Source organism: Cytobacillus sp. SAFR-174 (assembly GCF_051964675.1).
Classification (GTDB): Bacteria; Bacillota; Bacilli; order Bacillales; family Cytobacillaceae; genus Cytobacillus.
Map to the genome: position 1 here is coordinate 55,822 of NZ_JBQCMZ010000003.1, position 19,276 is coordinate 75,097.

Annotated in this window: 20 protein-coding genes; 19 read left to right on the plus strand and 1 reads right to left on the minus strand. The window is 45.2% G+C overall.

The features are described from left to right. Window positions 1-61 precede the first annotated feature (61 nt). From glpX to ACTHRG_RS04225, 5 genes are all read left to right on the plus strand, one after another. Complete coding sequence (gene glpX, locus ACTHRG_RS04205; protein WP_076257280.1) at window positions 62-1,024, plus strand: class II fructose-bisphosphatase; 963 nt, start codon at window positions 62-64, stop codon at window positions 1,022-1,024. 354 nt (window positions 1,025-1,378) lie between these two features. Beyond that, on the plus strand, window positions 1,379-2,644 hold the full coding sequence (rho, locus tag ACTHRG_RS04210; RefSeq protein WP_009332281.1) for a transcription termination factor Rho: 1,266 nt from the start codon (window positions 1,379-1,381) through the stop codon (window positions 2,642-2,644). 386 nt (window positions 2,645-3,030) lie between these two features. Continuing rightward, window positions 3,031-3,243, plus strand: a complete 213-nt coding sequence (gene rpmE / locus ACTHRG_RS04215) for a 50S ribosomal protein L31 (RefSeq protein WP_009332279.1) — start codon at window positions 3,031-3,033, stop codon at window positions 3,241-3,243. 172 nt (window positions 3,244-3,415) lie between these two features. Beyond that, a complete protein-coding gene (locus ACTHRG_RS04220; protein ID WP_035327985.1) occupies window positions 3,416-4,036 on the plus strand; it encodes a thymidine kinase in 621 nt (206 codons plus the stop codon). Between the two features lie 388 nt (window positions 4,037-4,424). Beyond that, on the plus strand, window positions 4,425-4,865 hold the full coding sequence (locus ACTHRG_RS04225; RefSeq protein ID WP_076257079.1) for a hypothetical protein: 441 nt from the start codon (window positions 4,425-4,427) through the stop codon (window positions 4,863-4,865). Between the two features lie 26 nt (window positions 4,866-4,891). On the opposite strand, the gene ACTHRG_RS04230 is transcribed toward ACTHRG_RS04225, so the two are convergent. Next, window positions 4,892-5,854, minus strand: a complete 963-nt coding sequence (locus ACTHRG_RS04230) for a DMT family transporter (protein WP_076257081.1) — start codon at window positions 5,852-5,854, stop codon at window positions 4,892-4,894. Between the two features lie 261 nt (window positions 5,855-6,115). On the opposite strand from ACTHRG_RS04230, the gene prfA reads away from it, so the two are divergent. From prfA to wecB, 14 genes are all read left to right on the plus strand, one after another. Further along, the gene (gene prfA, locus ACTHRG_RS04235) at window positions 6,116-7,189 is read left to right on the plus strand and encodes a peptide chain release factor 1 (protein ID WP_076257083.1); all 1,074 of its coding nucleotides are present in this window, start codon (window positions 6,116-6,118) and stop codon (window positions 7,187-7,189) included. Between the two features lie 7 nt (window positions 7,190-7,196). Further along, window positions 7,197-8,051: a peptide chain release factor N(5)-glutamine methyltransferase gene (gene prmC, locus ACTHRG_RS04240; RefSeq protein WP_076257085.1), complete on the plus strand. Its 855-nt coding sequence runs from the start codon at window positions 7,197-7,199 to the stop codon at window positions 8,049-8,051. A gap of 116 nt (window positions 8,052-8,167) precedes the next feature. After that, window positions 8,168-8,842: a stage II sporulation protein R gene (gene spoIIR, locus ACTHRG_RS04245; protein WP_286147941.1), complete on the plus strand. Its 675-nt coding sequence runs from the start codon at window positions 8,168-8,170 to the stop codon at window positions 8,840-8,842. Between the two features lie 376 nt (window positions 8,843-9,218). Further along, on the plus strand, window positions 9,219-9,599 hold the full coding sequence (locus ACTHRG_RS04250) for a KGG domain-containing protein (protein WP_076257091.1): 381 nt from the start codon (window positions 9,219-9,221) through the stop codon (window positions 9,597-9,599). Window positions 9,600-9,823: 224 nt separating this feature from the next. Further along, window positions 9,824-10,270, plus strand: a complete 447-nt coding sequence (locus ACTHRG_RS04255) for a hypothetical protein (protein WP_076257093.1) — start codon at window positions 9,824-9,826, stop codon at window positions 10,268-10,270. Window positions 10,271-10,446: 176 nt separating this feature from the next. Then, window positions 10,447-11,490 (plus strand): L-threonylcarbamoyladenylate synthase, encoded by a 1,044-nt coding sequence (locus tag ACTHRG_RS04260; protein WP_076257095.1) that lies wholly within the window; start codon window positions 10,447-10,449, stop codon window positions 11,488-11,490. 111 nt (window positions 11,491-11,601) lie between these two features. Further along, entirely contained in the window at window positions 11,602-12,153 is a 552-nt protein-coding gene (locus tag ACTHRG_RS04265; protein ID WP_076257097.1) for a manganese efflux pump MntP, read from the plus strand. A gap of 217 nt (window positions 12,154-12,370) precedes the next feature. Further along, window positions 12,371-12,811 (plus strand): low molecular weight protein arginine phosphatase, encoded by a 441-nt coding sequence (locus ACTHRG_RS04270; protein WP_076257099.1) that lies wholly within the window; start codon window positions 12,371-12,373, stop codon window positions 12,809-12,811. A 16-nt stretch (window positions 12,812-12,827) separates the two neighbouring features. Then, on the plus strand, window positions 12,828-14,123 hold the full coding sequence (locus ACTHRG_RS04275) for a methyl-accepting chemotaxis protein (protein ID WP_076257101.1): 1,296 nt from the start codon (window positions 12,828-12,830) through the stop codon (window positions 14,121-14,123). A 103-nt stretch (window positions 14,124-14,226) separates the two neighbouring features. Further along, entirely contained in the window at window positions 14,227-14,667 is a 441-nt protein-coding gene (rpiB, locus tag ACTHRG_RS04280; RefSeq protein WP_048010927.1) for a ribose 5-phosphate isomerase B, read from the plus strand. 21 nt (window positions 14,668-14,688) lie between these two features. Then, a complete protein-coding gene (locus tag ACTHRG_RS04285) occupies window positions 14,689-15,255 on the plus strand; it encodes a TIGR01440 family protein (RefSeq protein ID WP_083675292.1) in 567 nt (188 codons plus the stop codon). A 529-nt stretch (window positions 15,256-15,784) separates the two neighbouring features. Further along, on the plus strand, window positions 15,785-17,026 hold the full coding sequence (gene glyA, locus ACTHRG_RS04290) for a serine hydroxymethyltransferase (protein WP_076257105.1): 1,242 nt from the start codon (window positions 15,785-15,787) through the stop codon (window positions 17,024-17,026). A gap of 254 nt (window positions 17,027-17,280) precedes the next feature. Beyond that, window positions 17,281-17,910 (plus strand): uracil phosphoribosyltransferase, encoded by a 630-nt coding sequence (gene upp, locus ACTHRG_RS04295; RefSeq protein ID WP_076257107.1) that lies wholly within the window; start codon window positions 17,281-17,283, stop codon window positions 17,908-17,910. A gap of 84 nt (window positions 17,911-17,994) precedes the next feature. Beyond that, entirely contained in the window at window positions 17,995-19,146 is a 1,152-nt protein-coding gene (gene wecB / locus ACTHRG_RS04300; protein WP_076257109.1) for a non-hydrolyzing UDP-N-acetylglucosamine 2-epimerase, read from the plus strand. The last annotated feature ends 130 nt before the right edge of the window (window positions 19,147-19,276 follow it).

The following is a 19,276-nucleotide window of genomic DNA, read 5'->3' on the forward strand; positions in this document are numbered from 1 at the left end:
GGAAAGAAACCGGTCCGCTTTTGCCATGCTGCCAGCCTTAGAATCCGGGGAGGAAAAATCGATGGAAAGAAGTTTGTCAATGGAATTAGTTCGTGTAACAGAAGGTGCCGCTTTAGCATCAGCACGCTGGATGGGCCGCGGATTAAAGGATGAAGCGGATGATGCCGCAACTTCTGCAATGAGAGATGTATTCGATACGGTGCCAATGAAGGGAACAGTCGTTATCGGGGAAGGCGAAATGGATGAAGCGCCAATGCTTTATATCGGGGAAAAGCTTGGAACAGGCTATGGCCCGCGCGTGGATGTCGCTGTTGATCCGCTTGAAGGAACAAACATCGTAGCATCCGGCGGCTGGAATGCATTAGCTGTTCTTGCTGTAGCTGACCACGGAAATCTTCTGCATGCTCCTGATATGTATATGGACAAAATTGCAGTCGGTCCTGAAGCGGTTGGACAAATTGATATTAACGCTTCTGTTTTGGATAATTTGAAAGCGGTCGCAAAAGCCAAAAACAAAGATATCCAGGATGTCGTGGCGACAGTGCTTAACCGTGAGCGCCATGAACACATCATCAGCCAGCTTCGCGAAGCAGGTGCCAGAATTAAATTAATCAATGATGGCGACGTGGCTGGAGCCATTAATACTGCCTTTGATGAAACAGGTGTCGATATTCTGTTCGGATCAGGCGGTGCACCGGAAGGCGTACTGGCAGCTGTTGCCCTAAAGTGCCTTGGCGGGGAAATTCAAGGGAAACTTCTTCCGCAAAATGACGCAGAGGCTGAGCGCTGCTTGAAGATGGGCCTTGATATTAATAAAGTCCTTCTTATGGAAGACCTGGTAAAAGGCGATGACGCGATTTTTGCTGCAACAGGCGTAACGGATGGAGAGCTTTTGAAAGGCGTACAGTTTAAAGGCTCATATGGTTCTACCCATTCAATTGTTATGCGTGCCAAATCAGGAACGGTCCGCTTTGTCGAGGGGCGCCATAGTCTGAAGAAAAAGCCTAATCTTGTTATGAAATAAATAAATATATATAAACAGATAGAAAATGAGTGCTGGCCGCATTGCGCCAGCCTGCTCATTTCCATTTCCTTCCTGCTATATTTTCCATATCAAATTTTGTTATTGATTAATTTTCATATTAAGGGGTAAAATAGAGATTGTTTTTCATGGAATAGGATACCTCAAAATTTTAACCGAAAACGGACAGCAAACCGTTCCATTCCTCGAAACCTTTAATTAAGAACATAATGATAGAATCTTCAGCTATTTTCAGTGCCTCAAAGTATCTTTCCCTTTCCTTTCATATAAAGCCCAATCATTTGAACAGCTGCATATGGAGGAAATAATTGAAAATTTCAAAAGTGTGGTGTAAAAATGGGTTTAAACATTTCAAGTTTAGAAAATATGAAGCTTAAAGAGCTTTATGAACTTGCCCGTGAATATAAAGTTTCTTATTACAGCAAGTTATCGAAAAAAGAATTAATCTTTGCCATCCTGAAAGCAAGAGCAGAGCAGGAAGGCTACTTCTTCATGGAAGGTGTCCTGGAGATCATTCAGTCTGAAGGGTTTGGTTTCCTTCGTCCAATCAACTATTCACCAAGCTCAGAGGATATTTATATTTCCGCTTCCCAGATCCGCCGTTTCGATTTGAGAAACGGAGATAAAGTTTCAGGAAAAGTCCGTCCTCCAAAAGAAAATGAGCGTTATTTCGGCCTTCTGCAGGTTGAAGCTGTGAATGGCGATGATCCCGAATCAGCAAAAGAACGTGTTCACTTCCCTGGTCTGACACCACTTTATCCAAACCGCCATATGAAATTGGAGACAGGTACAAGACAGCTGTCTACAAGAATTATGGACCTGCTTGCACCGGTTGGATTCGGACAGCGCGGTCTGATTGTCGCGCCTCCAAAAGCAGGTAAGACAATGCTGTTAAAAGAAATTGCCAACAGCATTACAACCAATCACCCGGAAGCGGAACTGATCGTGCTATTGATTGACGAGCGTCCGGAAGAGGTAACAGACATCGAACGTTCCGTTGCAGGCGATGTAGTCAGTTCCACATTTGATGAAGTGCCGGAAAACCACATTAAAGTGGCCGAGCTCGTTCTTGAACGTGCTATGCGTCTCGTTGAGCATAAACGTGATGTTGTCATTTTAATGGACAGCATCACAAGACTGGCAAGAGCCTATAACCTGGTTATTCCTCCAAGCGGCAGAACCCTGTCCGGCGGTATTGACCCGGCGGCATTCCACCGTCCAAAGCGTTTCTTCGGTGCTGCCCGAAACATTGAAGAGGGCGGAAGCTTAACGATTCTGGCAACTGCACTCGTTGACACGGGTTCACGAATGGATGATGTTATTTACGAAGAATTCAAGGGGACAGGTAATATGGAGCTGCACCTTGACCGTTCACTGGCTGAAAGAAGAATCTTCCCGGCCATCGACATCCGCCGCTCCGGCACGCGTAAAGAGGAACTTCTTATTCAGAAAGATCACTTGGACAAGCTGTGGGCAATCCGCAAGTCCATGTCAGATTCACCGGACTTCGCCGAAAAACTGCTTCGCAAGCTAAGACAGACAAAATCAAACGAAGAATTTTTCGCTAACCTTGCTGAAGAAATGAAGGCTAAGCGTTCGTAATTAAATTTGGATGCAATTGTCTTTTTTAAGAATGCTGTTTATTTAAATTTGTTTTCTGCAGTAATCTAAATTACTCTACTGAGTTGGTTGGAGCGGAGGGCATTTGACTCCTGCGGGAGGAGAGGGAGCGGGAGACCCCGCAGGCGAAGCCGAGGAGGCTCCCGTTCCTCCCCGCGGAAAGCAAATGCCTGCAGCGGAAACTAACGGGTAACGTTAATAAACAAAATTCCATCTGGAAATTCCAGGATGCAGAATTCGCTTATTGCAAAAAACACATGGACTTGTTATAATGATGACAGTGTGTTTTTGAAGTTTACGGCAATTCATGATTGCCCGTAATATATAACTCTGTTTCGAATGATTCAGGGCGGAAGGAGATGAAAAGAATGAAATCAGGAATTCATCCTAACTATAAAAAAGCAATGGTGAAATGTGCTTGTGGTAACGAGTTCGAAACCGGTTCTGTTCAAGAAGAGATCCGCGTTGAAACTTGCTCTGAGTGCCATCCATTCTATACTGGACGTCAGAAATTCGCTGAAGCCGGCGGACGTGTTGACCGTTTCAATAAGAAATACGGCATTAAGTCAGAACAAAAATAATAAACAACAAAAACAGGCAAGTTAACTTTCTTGCCTGTTTTTTATTGCAAAATAAGCTGTTATGAAGAATTGCTTTAGGGACCTTTTTGCTTTTAGAAGCGCGACCCTTTTCTTCATAAAATAGTTAAAACAAGCCATTCTATTAGTTAGAACGAGGAAGGAGAGGCCGTTCATGTACGTTATGAATCATCACGGATGGGTGGAAGTCATTTGCGGCAGCATGTTCTCCGGTAAATCAGAAGAACTGATTCGCCGTGTGCGCAGAGCTCAGTTCGCCAAACAGCAAATCGCTGTATTTAAACCGCAGATTGATAACCGATATAGTGATGAAGCTGTCGTTTCACATAATGGAACTTCGGTCATAGCTAAACCCCTGACCCAGTCTACCGATATTTTTAAATACATTACACCTGAAACTGATTTGATTGCTATTGATGAAGTGCAATTCTTTGATGATGAAATTGTCAAAGTCATTCAGCACCTGGCTGACAGCGGACATCGTGTCATTGCTGCCGGACTTGACCAGGACTTCCGCGGGGAGCCGTTTGGCCAAATGCCTGCCATCATGGCGATAGCAGAATTGGTTACAAAGCTTCAAGCCGTCTGTGCCGTCTGCGGATCACCTGCAAGCCGTACACAGCGCCTGATCAATGGAAATCCAGCTTCATATGATGACCCGGTTATTTTAGTTGGCGCCTCAGAAGCCTATGAACCGCGCTGCCGCCATCACCATGAAGTTCCCAAATCACCCAATGTTTTAGAAAAACAGAAGACAACCGAGTTTTTATCATAAATTCATACTTAACGATCTCTCTGCCCTGGCGTGTTCCGGGCAGTTTTTTTATTTTGCCGAGCAGAATTGGTCGCCATGAAGAGTTCATGAAGCCGAAAAGCAGAAGATCCGCGAAAAATCCGTGAGTGAGTCCGAACCTTGGTCAACTTCAGACAAAAAAGTAAAATCCGGGAGACTGAGTCCGAACTTGAGTTAACTTCAGACACAAAAAGCGAAAATCCAATGATTTGAGTCTGAACTCGGAGTGGCTTCAGACAAGAAACTAAGAAAAATGCTCACCAAAGCTTCAGCAAATCAAAAATCAACGCCTTCACACCCCAGCTCTGCCTTATATTGGACCGCACAATCCTCCCTCTAGCGGACATGCTATAAAAAGGAGGTGTAAGAAATGAAGAAACTGAGTATTTTCCTTTTGATGCTCGCATTTATGGCTGGCTGTGCCAACAATCAGGCAACTGAAAGTGAGTATGACCATGAGAGCCGAGATGGGGTTTCATTTATCAATAATGAACTGGACCGCACGGAGGACAATGATACAATGGACCGGACGATGAGCGGTGACCAGAACCCGAACTTTATCAATTTTGACGGCAAACGCCTGGATAACCAGGATGATATCGACCAGGCCCGCAAGGTGATTGCTGCTCATGATGGATTCCGTCCTGGAGCTGTCTGGGTTAATGGAGAAGATATGTGGGTGACAGCTTATCGACGAGGCAATATGACCCATCAGGAAAAAATAGATTCTCAAGCGCAACTGCACAAAATGCTGATCAAGGCTCTGCCCCGTTATCATATTGAGGTGAAGGTTCAGGAAGACCGCACGTAAAATGCCCTGCTTACCAGGGCATTTTTTTACGCAGCTTTTCTTTTTAAAATAGCTTTGTTCGAGGTCACAAAACTGTGCAGTGCCATACCAGCAATGACAAGGGCCATCCCTGTTAAAGAAATTCCAGATGGCAGCGGGCTTGACAGCAGCGCCACTTCACCGAGTACAGCGAAAAGAACCTCTAGAGATTGGGTTGCTTCCACAGCCCCCAGCTTTTGCATATTGCCCCGGACTAGGTCTGTTGCTGCAAAGAATAATACTGTAGCAAAAACTCCGGAAAAGAGAGCGACTAAACCGGATTGAGTGACCTGGCTGAAACTGGGCACTCCGCTTGTTGCCATGGCAACAACTGAGAGCAGGAACCAAAACGGAAGACTGGCAATCGTCATTCCGAGCACACGCTGGTAGGCGTCAAGCCGATTCTCACACACATCCATCATTTTACGGTTGCCTAACGGGTAGGCAAAGGATGCAATAATCAAAGGAATGATGACAAGCAGCGTATCCCGCAAAGAAATGGAGGATGCGTGCTCCACCTGCATAACCGCAACTCCAAGAAGAATGACCAGGCTCATCATCATTCCGCGAAAAGGAATTTTCCCTCTTACTTTCACCGTTCCATTTCCGGTTTGAAACGCAACGAAAAAAAACGGTGCAAGCAGGGAACCGGAGATAATCGTAATCTGCCAGGTTCCGGCAATCAGCCAGCCGGGTCCATAGGCTGCCGCAAAACATAAAGGTGCGTAAAATAAGCCAAAGCCTACAAAGCTCCATAGCAGCCATGGTCCTGGGGCCTTTTTCATTTCAGTAAATAAGGGCCGCAAATTCCCCCTGAATGCCACAATGGCACCCAACAGTGGAATCATGAAAAAATAGCGGAGCGATGCACTCCATAGCCAGCTCCCGCCATCCATTTCCATTGCCCGGTTTAATACAAAAGTGAAAGCAAAGAAGAAGGCGGAGAAAATGCCTAATACAATGGCTTTCATGCCGGTTCACCTCATTTCCCAGTTAAAAGCGCTGAGCCAATTTACCTTGCAGAGATAAAACCAATATATAGGATATAACCACTCCAGGCAATGATTTTTCAGAAAATTCCCGGACAAAAAGAAAGCCATGAATCGTTTTGACTGTAACTTTCAGCTATACTATAATTAGAATGTTATGGAGCTATGTCTGTAAATAAATTTAACTATACTCCGCCGGGAAATCCCCCGCGGTTATTGGATAAAAAATTGAGGTGAATGGCTGTGTTTGATCGTCTTCAATCTGTCGAGGACCGTTATGAAAGATTAAATGAGCTTTTGAGCGATCCTGAAATTGTCAATGATCCGAAAAAGCTTCGCGAATATTCAAAAGAACAGTCCGGTATTCAGGAAACTGTTGACACATACCGCGAATATAAAGAAGTGAAAGAGCAGTATCAGGATGCGCGTGCCATGCTTGAAGAGAAGCTGGATGCAGAAATGCGCGAAATGGTAAAAGAAGAGCTGTCTGAGCTTGAAGAAAGAAAAGAGGACCTGGAAGCGCGTCTGAAAATCCTCCTCATTCCTAAAGACCCGAATGATGACAAAAACGTTATTATGGAAATCCGCGGTGCTGCCGGCGGTGATGAAGCTGCCTTATTTGCAGGTGACCTATACCGCATGTACAGCCGCTTTGCTGAGACGCAGGGCTGGAAAATCGATGTCATTGAAACCAGCTCAACAGGTGTAGGCGGCTATAAGGAAATCATCTTCATGATCAACGGAAATGGCGCATATTCCAAGCTTAAGTTTGAAAATGGCGCACACCGTGTTCAGCGTGTACCGGAGACTGAATCCGGAGGGCGCATCCACACTTCTACGGCAACGGTTGCGGTTCTTCCGGAAGCAGAAGAAGTGGAAATCGATATTCATGAAAAAGATATCCGTGTGGATACATTTGCTTCAAGCGGACCGGGCGGACAGAGTGTTAACACGACGATGTCAGCTGTTCGTCTGACTCACTTGCCGACAGGTACGGTTGTATCCTGCCAGGATGAAAAGTCACAGATCAAAAATAAAGAAAAAGCGATGAAGGTTCTTCGTGCACGTGTTTATGATAAGTTCCAGCAGGAAGCACAGGCGGAATATGACCAGCAGCGTAAATCAGCAGTTGGTACCGGAGACCGCTCTGAGCGTATCCGTACGTACAACTTCCCGCAAAACCGTGTAACCGATCACCGCATCGGCTTAACGATCCAAAAGCTTGATCAGATCCTTCAAGGCAAGCTCGATGAGGTTATTGACGCACTGATCGTGGAAGAGCAATCTGCCAAGTTGGACAGTGCATCCAATGAGTAATTCAACGATGAAAGTATATGAAGCCCTCAACTGGGCTTCTTCTTTTTTAAAGAAGTCAAATCGGGATGAGAATGCCGGTGAGCTGCTATTGCAGCATTTTATGAAGATGAGCAGGGCGAGCTTTCTGGCTAATCTGCGCGAAGAATTGCATCCGGAAGTCATCGCTGAATTCCAGAGAGCAGTGCAGGCACACGCAGCGGGCCATCCTGTTCAGTATATCATCGGCTCTGAGGAATTCTACGGGCGCACCTTCCAGGTGAATGAAGATGTGCTTATTCCAAGGCCGGAAACAGAAGAACTGGTTTATAACGCTCTGCAGAAGATAAATAAGCTGTTTGGTACCGCAACTGGGCTTGAAATGGCGGACATTGGCACAGGAAGCGGAGCGATTGCTGTTACGATGAAGCTCGAGAAACCGGAATTAAATGTCACGGCCACAGATATCTATGGGCCGACCCTTGAGCTTGCTCAAAAAAATGCAGAACAAAATGGCGCAGAAATCGAATTTTTCCAAGGTGACCTTCTCCAGCCTCTTATCTCAAAAGGAAAAAAATTTGATATCATTCTATCAAACCCTCCGTATATACCGGAAAAGGATATCGAGTGGATGTCAGATGTAGTCACCAAGCACGAGCCGCATCGTGCCCTTTTTGCAGGGGAAGAAGGACTGGATCTATACAAGCGCTTTATGGCAGAGTTGCCAGCTGTCATCAAAGACCGTTCCCTCATCGGTTTCGAGGTAGGAGCCGGCCAAAGTGCAGCAGTTTCTGCACTCCTGCAAAAGACTTTTCCACAGGCCAATATCGAAACCATCTACGATATAAACGGCAAAGACCGGATGGTTTTTGCGGAAATCGGGTGACAGGCAACACCCGAATTTTGTCGAATAATAGAAACTAGAAAAATATTAATTTTAATAGTTTAAGATTCTGCCATCCTGTCCACACTGTGGATAGTGAAGGGATGGTGGCGGAAATGATGAACACAAAAACGATTGTGAAATTATATGTACTGATTTTATCCTTAGGAACTATTTTGAGTTTATATATACCACAGACAGAAGTGACAGCTGATGAACCGATGGTCATACCAAATGAGGCCATCAGGCTGCGCATTCTGGCCAATAGTGATAATGAAGAGGACCAGGCGGTTAAAAGAAAAGTAAGGGACGCAGTAAATGCAGAAATCACAGAGTGGGTGGCAGAGCTGACTTCTATCGAAGATGCCCGCGAACTGATCCAGTCCAGATTGCCTGAGATTCAGAAGATTGCCGAACAAGTAGTTGCTGAAGAAGGGGCGAACCAAAGTGTAAATGCCGACTTTGGAAAAGTCAGCTTCCCGACGAAATTATACGGACAATTCTTATATCCTGCTGGCGAATACGAAGCGATCCTCATCACTCTTGGCGAAGGAAAAGGCGCCAACTGGTGGTGTGTGCTATTCCCTCCTCTATGCTTCCTTGACTTCTCAAACGGTGTAGCTGTAAGCGAAGGGTTTGAAGAAGGAGAAAAGAAGGGAGTAGTACAAGCAGAAGAAATCGCGGCTGACACAGACTCCGAAAAAGAAACTCCTCCGGTTTATACAGAGGAAGATGAAGAACCGGTAGAAGTAAAATTCTTCTTAGTAGAAATATGGGAAAAAATCTTTGGTTAAACCCTGCTGCAGAGCAGGGTTTTTCTTTTTACGGTGAGTTAATGGGTGTGCCTGGAGTCGGCTTCGGACAGTGGGAGCGGGAAAAGGGGATTCAGAGTCAGAACTTGGGTCAACTTCAGACACAAAAGTGAGAAAAAAGCGCAGGAAGAGTCAGAACCTGGGTCAACTTCAGACACAAACGCAGGAAAAAGCGCAGGCAGAGTCAGAACCCCGAGCCCGTCCCCACCCCCTTTTTAGAATCATTTTAAAAGTTGGAAATCAAATTACAATTAAGACAAGCATATAACATCTTTCTTTCATGCGTTTGATTCTCTTAAAAACGGATATTTAAAGGAGTGTAGCAACAAAACACAAACAAAAAAGGAGATGAAAGATTATGGCTAAAAACAACAATAATAACAATGATAAAATGTCTCGTGAGGAACGGGGACGCATGGGCGGAGAAGCAACAAGCCGCAACCATGATAAGGATTTCTATCAGGAAATCGGCTCCAAAGGCGGAGAAGCAACAGCTGAGAACCATGACAAGGACTTCTATCAGGAGATTGGCAAAAAAGGCGGCGAAGCGACGGCAGAAAATCATGATAGTGATTTCTATCAGGAGATTGGCCAAAAAGGCGGAGAAGCAACAGCCGAAAACCATGACAAGGAATTCTACCAGGAAATAGGCAAAAAAGGCGGAGAAGCAACCAGTGAAAATCATGACCGCGATTTCTATGAAGAAATCGGCCGGAAAGGCGGCAACTCGAACGACTAAACCTGCCGCAGAAAAAATGTATATGATAGTAATATAACACGGCAGCCGCATCAGACAGCTGCCGTGTTTTCTATTTAGTCATAGTTTATGCCGCTAACTGTCCAGCACAAGCAGACTGCCCCCTCGAGGTGTCGGCAAGACACTTCCTCTTCTCTGAAAATCTAGTTCTACTTTTTCTATTTTTTCATATTCATAGAGTGACAATAAGAAAATGGGGTGAAGAAATGGAAACAGGTGTAGTGAGATGTGCTCATGCTTCAGATGTGGAGAATCTGGCATCATTTCTGGAATCGGCAAACTTAAGTACGGACGGGATAAAGGAAGCAATTGAATATTTTTTAATTATGGAGAATGATTCCGGGGATATTAAGGCTACCCTGGGAATTGAACCCCATGGAAAGGCCGGTCTTTTGAGATCGCTTGTGATGACATCCACAGCAACTGAAAAAGATTTATTTATTTTGTTTGAGCAAATATTAATGCTGGCCAGGGATCGGGGCATGGAGGCTTTGTATCTCGCATCGAATAAACGAAATTCACTGCCCTTTTTCAGCCTGCTTGGTTTCAAAGAAGAAGAAACAGCTTACTTGCCGGAAGTATTATTCAATTCAGAGCATGTTAAACACATCCTGACTGTGGATAACTCTTTCTTTTTGAAATTATCGATGTGAATTGTGGGTATCTTGCCAAAGTTATACACAAATCCGTCTTATTTATACACAATTTGTGGATAAGACTTGAGTTATCCAGCTTCTTCTACTATACTTTCCAAAGGAATGTTCAAAAAAATGTCGAAAACATAGGAATTTTGACAGCAAAAAAACATTTTTTATGAAGGTGGATAACAATGATTACAAAAAGATGGTCGGTGGATAACAGTGTGGATAAAGAAGATAGTTATTCACAGTGTACACAGGCTGCCGATTTGCTGAAAAATAATGAAGTAGTCGCTTTTCCAACAGAAACCGTATATGGATTGGGTGGGAATGCGAAAAATGACCAAGCGGTCAAAAAAATATTCGAGGCAAAAGGACGTCCGAGTGATAATCCCCTGATTATCCACATTGCTGATAAAGCTCAGCTGGACGCTTTTATAACAGAAATTCCGCAAAAGGCGCAGACGCTGATAGAACATTTTTGGCCGGGACCGCTCACGCTTATTTTTATTCATAAGGAGGGCGTTCTTTCCGAATATGCCACAGCAGGTTTATCCACAGTGGCTGTGAGAATGCCGGATCATCCTGTTGCCCTGGCTTTGCTGAAGAAAACTGGGCTGCCCATTGCGGCTCCAAGTGCGAACCGGTCCGGAAGGCCAAGTCCGACAACGGCTGACCATGTCTGGGAAGACCTGAATGGAAGAATTGCCGGATTAGTGGACGGAGGTCCGACTGGTGTTGGTGTGGAATCAACTGTTGTGGATTGTACGGGAGAAGTGCCGGTTATCTTAAGGCCGGGCGGCATTACAAGAGAACAGCTGGAAGAGGTTGTGGGAGAGGTCAGTGTTGACCCTGCCTTAACGGATGAAAGCCAGGCGCCGAAATCTCCGGGCATGAAGTACCGTCACTATGCGCCGGATGCACCTCTTTATTTAGTAGAAGGAACAAGAGAGGATATCCAGCAATTTGTTGAGGATAAGAAGCAGGAAGGTCTTTCGGTTGGCGTTCTGACGACAGTGGAAAACCGGGAATTCTATCATGCTGACTATGTGTATGCCTGCGGGCAGCGGGAAAAGCTTGAGACCGTGGCAAGCTCTCTCTATGAAGCGTTAAGATATTTTAATACAACTGATGCTGATATTATTTTCTGTGAGATGTTTCCGGGGGAAGGCGTCGGGCATGCCATCATGAACCGCCTGATGAAAGCAGCCGGACACAGGGTCATTAGCAGATAATATAGAAACCGTTTCGTCATGAAGCGGTTTTTTGTTTTGTAAAGAGGAAGGGCATTCTAAATCCGCCTGGACGTGCATATGCTGAATTAGCAAGTCCAAGGGGGCGGAAAAATGTCTGCAATGATTGGGGAAATTCTAACACTGGCTTTAATGGCATTCGCATTGGGAATGGATGCCTTTTCAGTAGGTCTTGGCATGGGGATGTACAAACTCCGCCTCAGACAAATAGCTAAAATCGGCATCACCATTGGACTTTTCCATGTATGGATGCCTTTATTGGGAATGATAGCAGGCAGATTCCTTTCAAATACATTTGGAGCCATTGCCGGATATGTTGGCGGGGGGCTGCTCCTTTTATTAGGTGTGCAGATGATTTGGTCAAGCTTCAGGGATGAAGAAGACAGCTTAATTACGCCAGTGGGCATAGGGCTGCTGATTTTTGCACTGAGCGTCAGCCTTGATAGTTTTTCAGTCGGCCTAAGCCTTGGAATCTACGGAGCTAAAACTTTACTGGTACTCGTCTTCTTCGGAGCCGGGGCGACCATCCTCACATGGGCCGGCCTCCTCACCGGAAGAAAAGTCCAAAGCTGGATCGGCTCCTACAGCGAAGCTCTCGGTGGCGCCATCCTCCTCGCTTTTGGGATAAAGCTTTTAATAGGGTAACAGGTACCGCTCGAATTTTGTCGAATAAGAAGTCGCGGAAATGCAGCCGTTGTTTAAATGTTAATATTTTGTGAAAAATGAAAAGGGTGCAGGCTGCCCTTTTTCTTTTTTTTTGCTTGGGAGCTATAGGTGTTATAGGAAAATTGTCTTATAATGTAAGAAAAGTTTGGATAAAGTTTTAGAGTAATAAACCGATATAAAAGGAGGGAGAGTTTCTATGGCAAATGTATTATTTGTTTGTACGGGAAATACATGCAGAAGCCCGATGGCAGAAGCCATTTTAAAAAGCAGATCGATTCCCGATTTGGAAGTGAAGTCTGCTGGCGTATATGCGGCAGACGGCAGTAAAGCGTCCGAGAATACGAAAAGTGTACTGGAGGAGAACGGAATTCCGCTTCAGCATCAGTCATCCAGTTTGGGTGAAGAGCTAATAGACTGGGCAACCTATATCTTAACGATGACAGCAGGCCACAAAAATACGGTTTTGTCCATGTTTCCAGGTGCAGAGGGCAAAACCTTCACATTAAAAGAGTTTGCCGGAGCATCGGGAGATATTATCGATCCATATGGCGGGCCGGTTGAGATATATAGAAGCACATTTAAAGATCTGACAGAAGCGATTGAGCAGATTCTGGATCGCGTAAAGAGACAAGATTAATCAGGGGGACAACATAATGGGGGAGAAAAAGGGCTATAAATTCGGCCTGAGAAAAAAGCTCGTGTTATTCATCACATCGCTGGCCATCATTACATACACAACAAGTGCAATATTTCTTTACTTCTTATTTCCAAGCATTGAAGAGATGCTTCCATTTGGAGAGGCTGTTTTTACTATTCTAACCTTAGGAATGGGGATTTTCTGGTCAGGTGTACTAGCCTTTTTTGCAGCAGGCTTTATCACTAAACCATTGCAGAAGCTGGAAAAAACGGCCCTCATGGCTGCCAATGGCGATATCGGCCAGGATGCAGAGCTTTCCAAGTCAGATGATGAGATCCGTTCATTGGGGATTGCGTTCAACCATATGCTTTTCAATTTAAGGGATATGGTTCATAAGATTGACGAGAACTTCCGGGAAACGAATGAAAAAGTCATTGCCATGTCCTCCGAGTCCTCAGCAGCTGCAGAACAGGCTGATGCGATTGCCAGGACCATCAGCGAGATTTCCCAGGGAGCAGATAGTTCTGCCGTTTCCATTCAGTCAACAGCTGAATCCATGGAAGATGTTCTGCGCATTGCCCAGGAAGTCCAGGATACAGCAAAAGCATCACAGCATGTTTCCGGTGAAATGGTTCAGGACCTGATGGAATCAAAGAAGGTAATCCATTCACTTATTTCCGGCATAGAAAAACTGGCCCAGGATAATGAGGAATCACTTCAGACAGTCAAGCGTCTTGAGCAGAATGCCGTAAAGGTAGAGCAGATTATACAGCTTGTCGGTGACATTGCAGCCCAGACGAATCTTCTTGCTTTAAATGCTTCCATTGAAGCGGCCCGTGCGGGGGACCATGGCAAAGGATTTGCCGTAGTCGCTGAAGAAGTGCGGAAGCTTGCAGATGAGAGTGCTAAAGCAGTCCAGGGCATCTCGGAGCTGATACAGAACATACAGGAAGAGGTCCGCAATGTTGTCACGCAAATCTCTTATCAGGTGGAGACTGCTAATAATGAAGTGAAAAAAGGCACGAAAACAAATGAAGTGATAGAGGAAATGGCGAAAGTGGTCAATGAAATGGCTGCTTCAGTGTCTGCCATTTCAGGACTGGTGGATTCCCAGATGGAAGGCATCCAGCATACATCCACCCAATCTCAGGAAGTAGCGGCCATTGCGGAAGAAACATCAGCGGGTGCACAGGAGGTTTCGGCTGCCACTCAGCACCAGACCGCTGTTATCGGCAATGTGGAAAAGCTCGCTATTGAGCTAAAAGAGCAGGCAGAAAAATTAAATAGCACCATTACGAAATTTAAATTATAAGGGAGCCCAAATTGCGGCTCCCTTTCTTTATATTTTCAAGGTTTTGTGTCAAAATAAGAGCATAATGTCAAAATAAAGCGGCTTCAAACTGGAGGGTTTCATTATGAAAATTGCAATCGCATCAGATCATGGCGGACTTAATCTCCGCGAAGAAATAAAAAGCTTAATGGATGAAATGGGCATTGAATATGAAGATTTCGGCTGTGAGTGTGAAACTTCAGTAGATTATCCGGATTATGCATTGCCAGTTGCCGAAAAGGTTGCAGGCGGCGAATTCGATAAGGGCATTCTGATCTGTGGAACCGGAATCGGCATGAGCATCTCTGCCAACAAAGTAAAGGGAATCCGCTGTGCACTGGTGCATGATGTATTCAGTGCCAAAGCAACCCGTGAACATAATGACAGCAATATCCTTGCGATGGGTGAACGGGTAATTGGCCCTGGCCTGGCCCGTGAAATTGCAAAAGTTTGGCTTTCAACAGATTTTGAAGGCGGCCGCCATGAAAACCGTGTCGGAAAGATTACTGCTTACGAAACGAAGTAAACTTTCGAAAGGGTGAGCTTTTTGATCAATCAATGGAAAAAAGAATGGGATACCATCATTCGTGAATTCAGCGAACAAGTACCTTTTAATGAAAAGCATATTCTTGCCGTGGGCTGCAGCACAAGTGAAGTCGCCGGGAAACGAATAGGCACAGCCGGAACGGAACAAGTGGCTGAAATGATATTTGAGCGTCTGGACAAGCTCAGCCAGGACACCGGAGCTGCTCTGGCTTTTCAATGCTGCGAGCATTTGAACAGGGCATTAGTCGTGGAGCGGGCTGTTGCCGAGGCAAGAAATCTGGATGAAGTGGCCGTCATCCCTCACCGCAAGGCCGGCGGTGCGATGGCGACATATGCCTATGAACACTTCAAAGATCCCGTCATGGTGGAGTTTATCAAGGCAGATGCCGGCATTGATATCGGCGACACACTGATCGGCATGCACCTGAAGCATGTCGCAGTTCCAATCAGGACATCCCAAAAATCAGTCGGCGAGGCCCACGTCACCCTGGCTAAAACCAGGCCGAAACTCATCGGCGGTGTCCGGGCGATCTATGAACGGAACGCTGAGAATGAATCCTGCAGGTAGATAAATATTAATTTGATGCCCCGATCGCCTGGTGATTGGGGCTTTATACTCCCTGTTGGATTCTTGATGAGTTTTGACCGCTGGAGGTCAGTTCGGACTGAAAAACCATAAATCATGGATTCAGAGTCCGAAGTCAGGTTAACTTCGGACATAGAAAGCAGAAATCAGGGATTCAAAGTCAGAAGTCAGGTCACCTTCGGACACAAAAAGTAGAAATAGAGGATTCAGAGTCCGAAGTTAGGTCACCTTCGGACACAAAAAGTAGAAATCGGGGATTCAGAGTCCGAAGTCAGCGCAACTTCGGACAGAAAAAGCATAAGTCATAGATTCAGAGTCCGAACCCGCCACGCCAAAAGAATGGTGACAGGTACCCATACCAATCTCCCAAACTGGTATAGGTGCCTGTCACTTTTTCAGAAAACATGCTAAAATAAAAAAGAATTTTCACAAAAAGATCGATACATAGAATTGGAAAGCCCTCAGAGGCTTGCCTTCATTAAAAGTGTGTTGGAGAAAAGGGAGGATTCTTATGAAGCATTTAGCACAGCAGGATGAGCAGGTTTTCAAGTCGATTCAGGAAGAATTAGGACGCCAGAGATCAAAGATTGAATTAATCGCTTCTGAAAACTTTGTCAGTGAAGCGGTAATGGAAGCACAGGGTTCTGTTTTAACAAACAAGTATGCTGAAGGCTATCCGGGCCGCCGCTATTATGGCGGATGTGAGCATGTGGATGTAGTCGAAGATTTAGCCCGTGACCGTGCGAAAGAAATTTTCGGTGCAGAGCATGTGAATGTACAGCCGCATTCAGGTGCACAGGCAAACATGGCCGTATACTTCACTGTCTTAGAGCAGGGAGATACTGTTCTCGGTATGAATCTCTCACATGGCGGACATTTAACGCACGGCAGCCCTGTTAACTTCAGCGGCGTGCAGTACAATTTCGTTGAATATGGCGTGGATAAAGAAACACACCGCATTGATTACGAAGATGTCCTTGAAAAAGCCCGCACGTCTAAGCCTAAATTAATTGTAGCGGGTGCAAGTGCCTATCCGCGTGAAATTGACTTCAAGCGTTTCCGTGAAATTGCCGATGAAGTCGGTGCCATGCTGATGGTTGATATGGCTCACATTGCAGGCCTTGTAGCTGCTGGGCTTCATCAGAATCCGGTACCGTTCGCGGACTTTGTAACAACTACTACTCACAAGACATTACGCGGACCGCGCGGCGGCATGATTCTCTGCAAAGAAGAATATGCGAAGAAAATTGATAAATCCATTTTCCCTGGAATCCAGGGCGGTCCTTTAATGCACGTCATTGCGGCAAAAGCGGTTGCTTTCGGCGAAGCGCTTCAGGATGATTTCAAAACCTATGCAGGCAATATCATTTCGAATGCCAAAAAGCTGGCTGAAGCACTAAAGACTGAAGGAATTGATCTTGTATCACAGGGTACAGACAACCATTTGTTGCTGGTTGATCTCCGCTCCCTTGGCCTAACCGGGAAAGTAGCTGAGAAAGTACTTGATGAGGTCGGCATTACAGTCAACAAAAACACGATTCCTTTCGATCCGGAAAGCCCATTTGTCACAAGCGGCATCCGTATCGGTACAGCGGCCGTTACATCCCGCGGATTTGGTGAAAAAGAAATGCAGGAAATTGCATCCATCATCGCCTTCACACTTAAAAATCACGAAGATGAAGGGAAGCTTAAAGAAGCGGCTCAGCGCGTAGAAGCCCTAACAGGAACCTTCACTTTATATCCAGAATATTAATCAATCAGCCGGTCTCAGCTTGAGGCCGGCTTTTATGTGGTAACATAAGAAAATTTTGGACTTAGTGAAACTGTCTGGCTCCCTGTTCTAAGCTAATCCTTCAAAGTCGCCAATAAAAGGTTTACTTCCGCTTTTCTTGTAATAATGACTTTTCTTTTACAAATACGAATCATAGTTGCCGATGGAATTGTTTTTCTGTAAAATTAGACGAAGTGTGGTTCGACTAATCTGCATAATGAAAAGGAGAGATACTCATGGCAAAGGTTTACGTTTTTGATCATCCATTAATTCAGCATAAGCTTACATACATTCGTGAAAAGAGTACGGGAACAAAGGAATTCCGCGAGCTTGTCGATGAAGTGGCAACTCTGATGGCATTCGAGATTACCCGTGACATGCCTTTAGAAGAAATCACAATTGATACACCAGTCAGCACGATGAAGTCCAATGTTCTTGCAGGTAAGAAGCTGGGAATCATCCCAATTCTGCGTGCAGGAATTGGAATGGTTGACGGTATCCTGAAGCTGATTCCAGCTGCAAAAGTGGGCCATATCGGTTTATACCGTGACCCGGAAACCCTGCAGCCTGTTGAATACTATGTGAAGCTTCCAAGTGATGTGGAAGAAAGAGATTTCATCGTAGTTGACCCTATGCTTGCAACTGGCGGCTCTGCGATTGAAGCCATCCACTCTCTCAAAAAGCGCGGAGGCAAAAACATTAAATTCATGTGCCTGATTGCCGCTCCTGAAGGGGTTGAAGCTGTGAAAGAAGCTCATCCTGACGTTGACATCTACATTGCAGCATTAGACGAAAAATTGAACGAAAAAGGCTATATCGTCCCTGGTTTGGGCGATGCAGGCGACCGTTTATTTGGAACAAAATAATTCCTTTTTGAAGCACCTTATCCCTTTTTTAATCATAGAAAGATAAGAGGTATTTATCTTTTATGTAAGGGGAAGGTGCTTTAAATGTTTTCCTCAATAAGAGTAATGACGATTTTCGGGACAAGGCCGGAAGCCATTAAAATGGCCCCTCTTGTTCTTGAACTTCAAAAACATCCTGAGCATTTTGAATCGATTGTGACCGTGACGGCACAGCATCGCGAAATGCTTGATCAGGTATTAAATATTTTTAAGATCACACCAGATTATGACCTGAATATCATGAAAGACCGCCAGACACTGGTGGATGTGACTACACGCGGACTTGAAGGCCTTGATAAGATCATGAAGGAAGTAAAGCCGGATATCGTGCTTGTTCACGGTGATACCACTACAACGTTTATTGCAAGCCTTGCCGCTTTCTATAACCAGATTGTCGTAGGCCATGTTGAAGCGGGACTGCGCACATGGAATAAATATTCTCCATTCCCTGAGGAAATGAACCGCCAGCTAACAGGTGTCATGGCTGATCTGCACTTCTCGCCAACATCCAAGTCAGCGGAAAACCTCTTAAATGAGAATAAAAAGAGTGACAGTATTTTCATCACTGGAAACACGGCAATCGATGCGCTTAAAACAACGGTTAAAGATTCGTATCATCATGAAGTCCTTGAGAAAATTGGCGATGACCGCCTTGTGCTGCTGACTGCACACCGCCGTGAAAACCTGGGAGAGCCGATGCGCAACATGTTCAAGGCTATTAAAAGGCTGGTGGAAGAACAGAAAGATATACAAGTCGTCTATCCCGTTCACATGAACCCTGCTGTACGGGAGATTGCATCAGAAATCCTTGGCAGCGATAGCCGCATACACTTAATTGAGCCGCTAGACGTTATTGATTTCCATAATTTTGCTTCACGAGCTCATCTGATTCTGACCGATTCAGGCGGAGTTCAGGAAGAAGCACCATCACTTGGTGTACCTGTACTTGTTCTGCGTGATACAACGGAAAGGCCTGAAGGAATTGAAGCAGGAACCCTTAAGCTTGCCGGCATCGAGGAACAGCCAATTTACGAACTGGCAACGGAGCTTCTGACTGATGGGGCGGCTTATGAAAAAATGGCTAAAGCTGTAAATCCGTATGGAGACGGAAATGCTTCCAGGAGAATTTGCGATGCGATCCGTTACCATTTTAAACAGACGAATGAACGGCCGGAAGAATATAAACCGCAAAACTAATAGAAATGCACCTCTCTTAAGTCGAGGTGCATTTTTCTGTTCTATTTTCAAAAAAGGGGAGGGGAGAAGCGGGCCTCATTCCCTGAAAAACAACATGGTTGATATGTTGGTGGTTGGATGGTTGAAATTG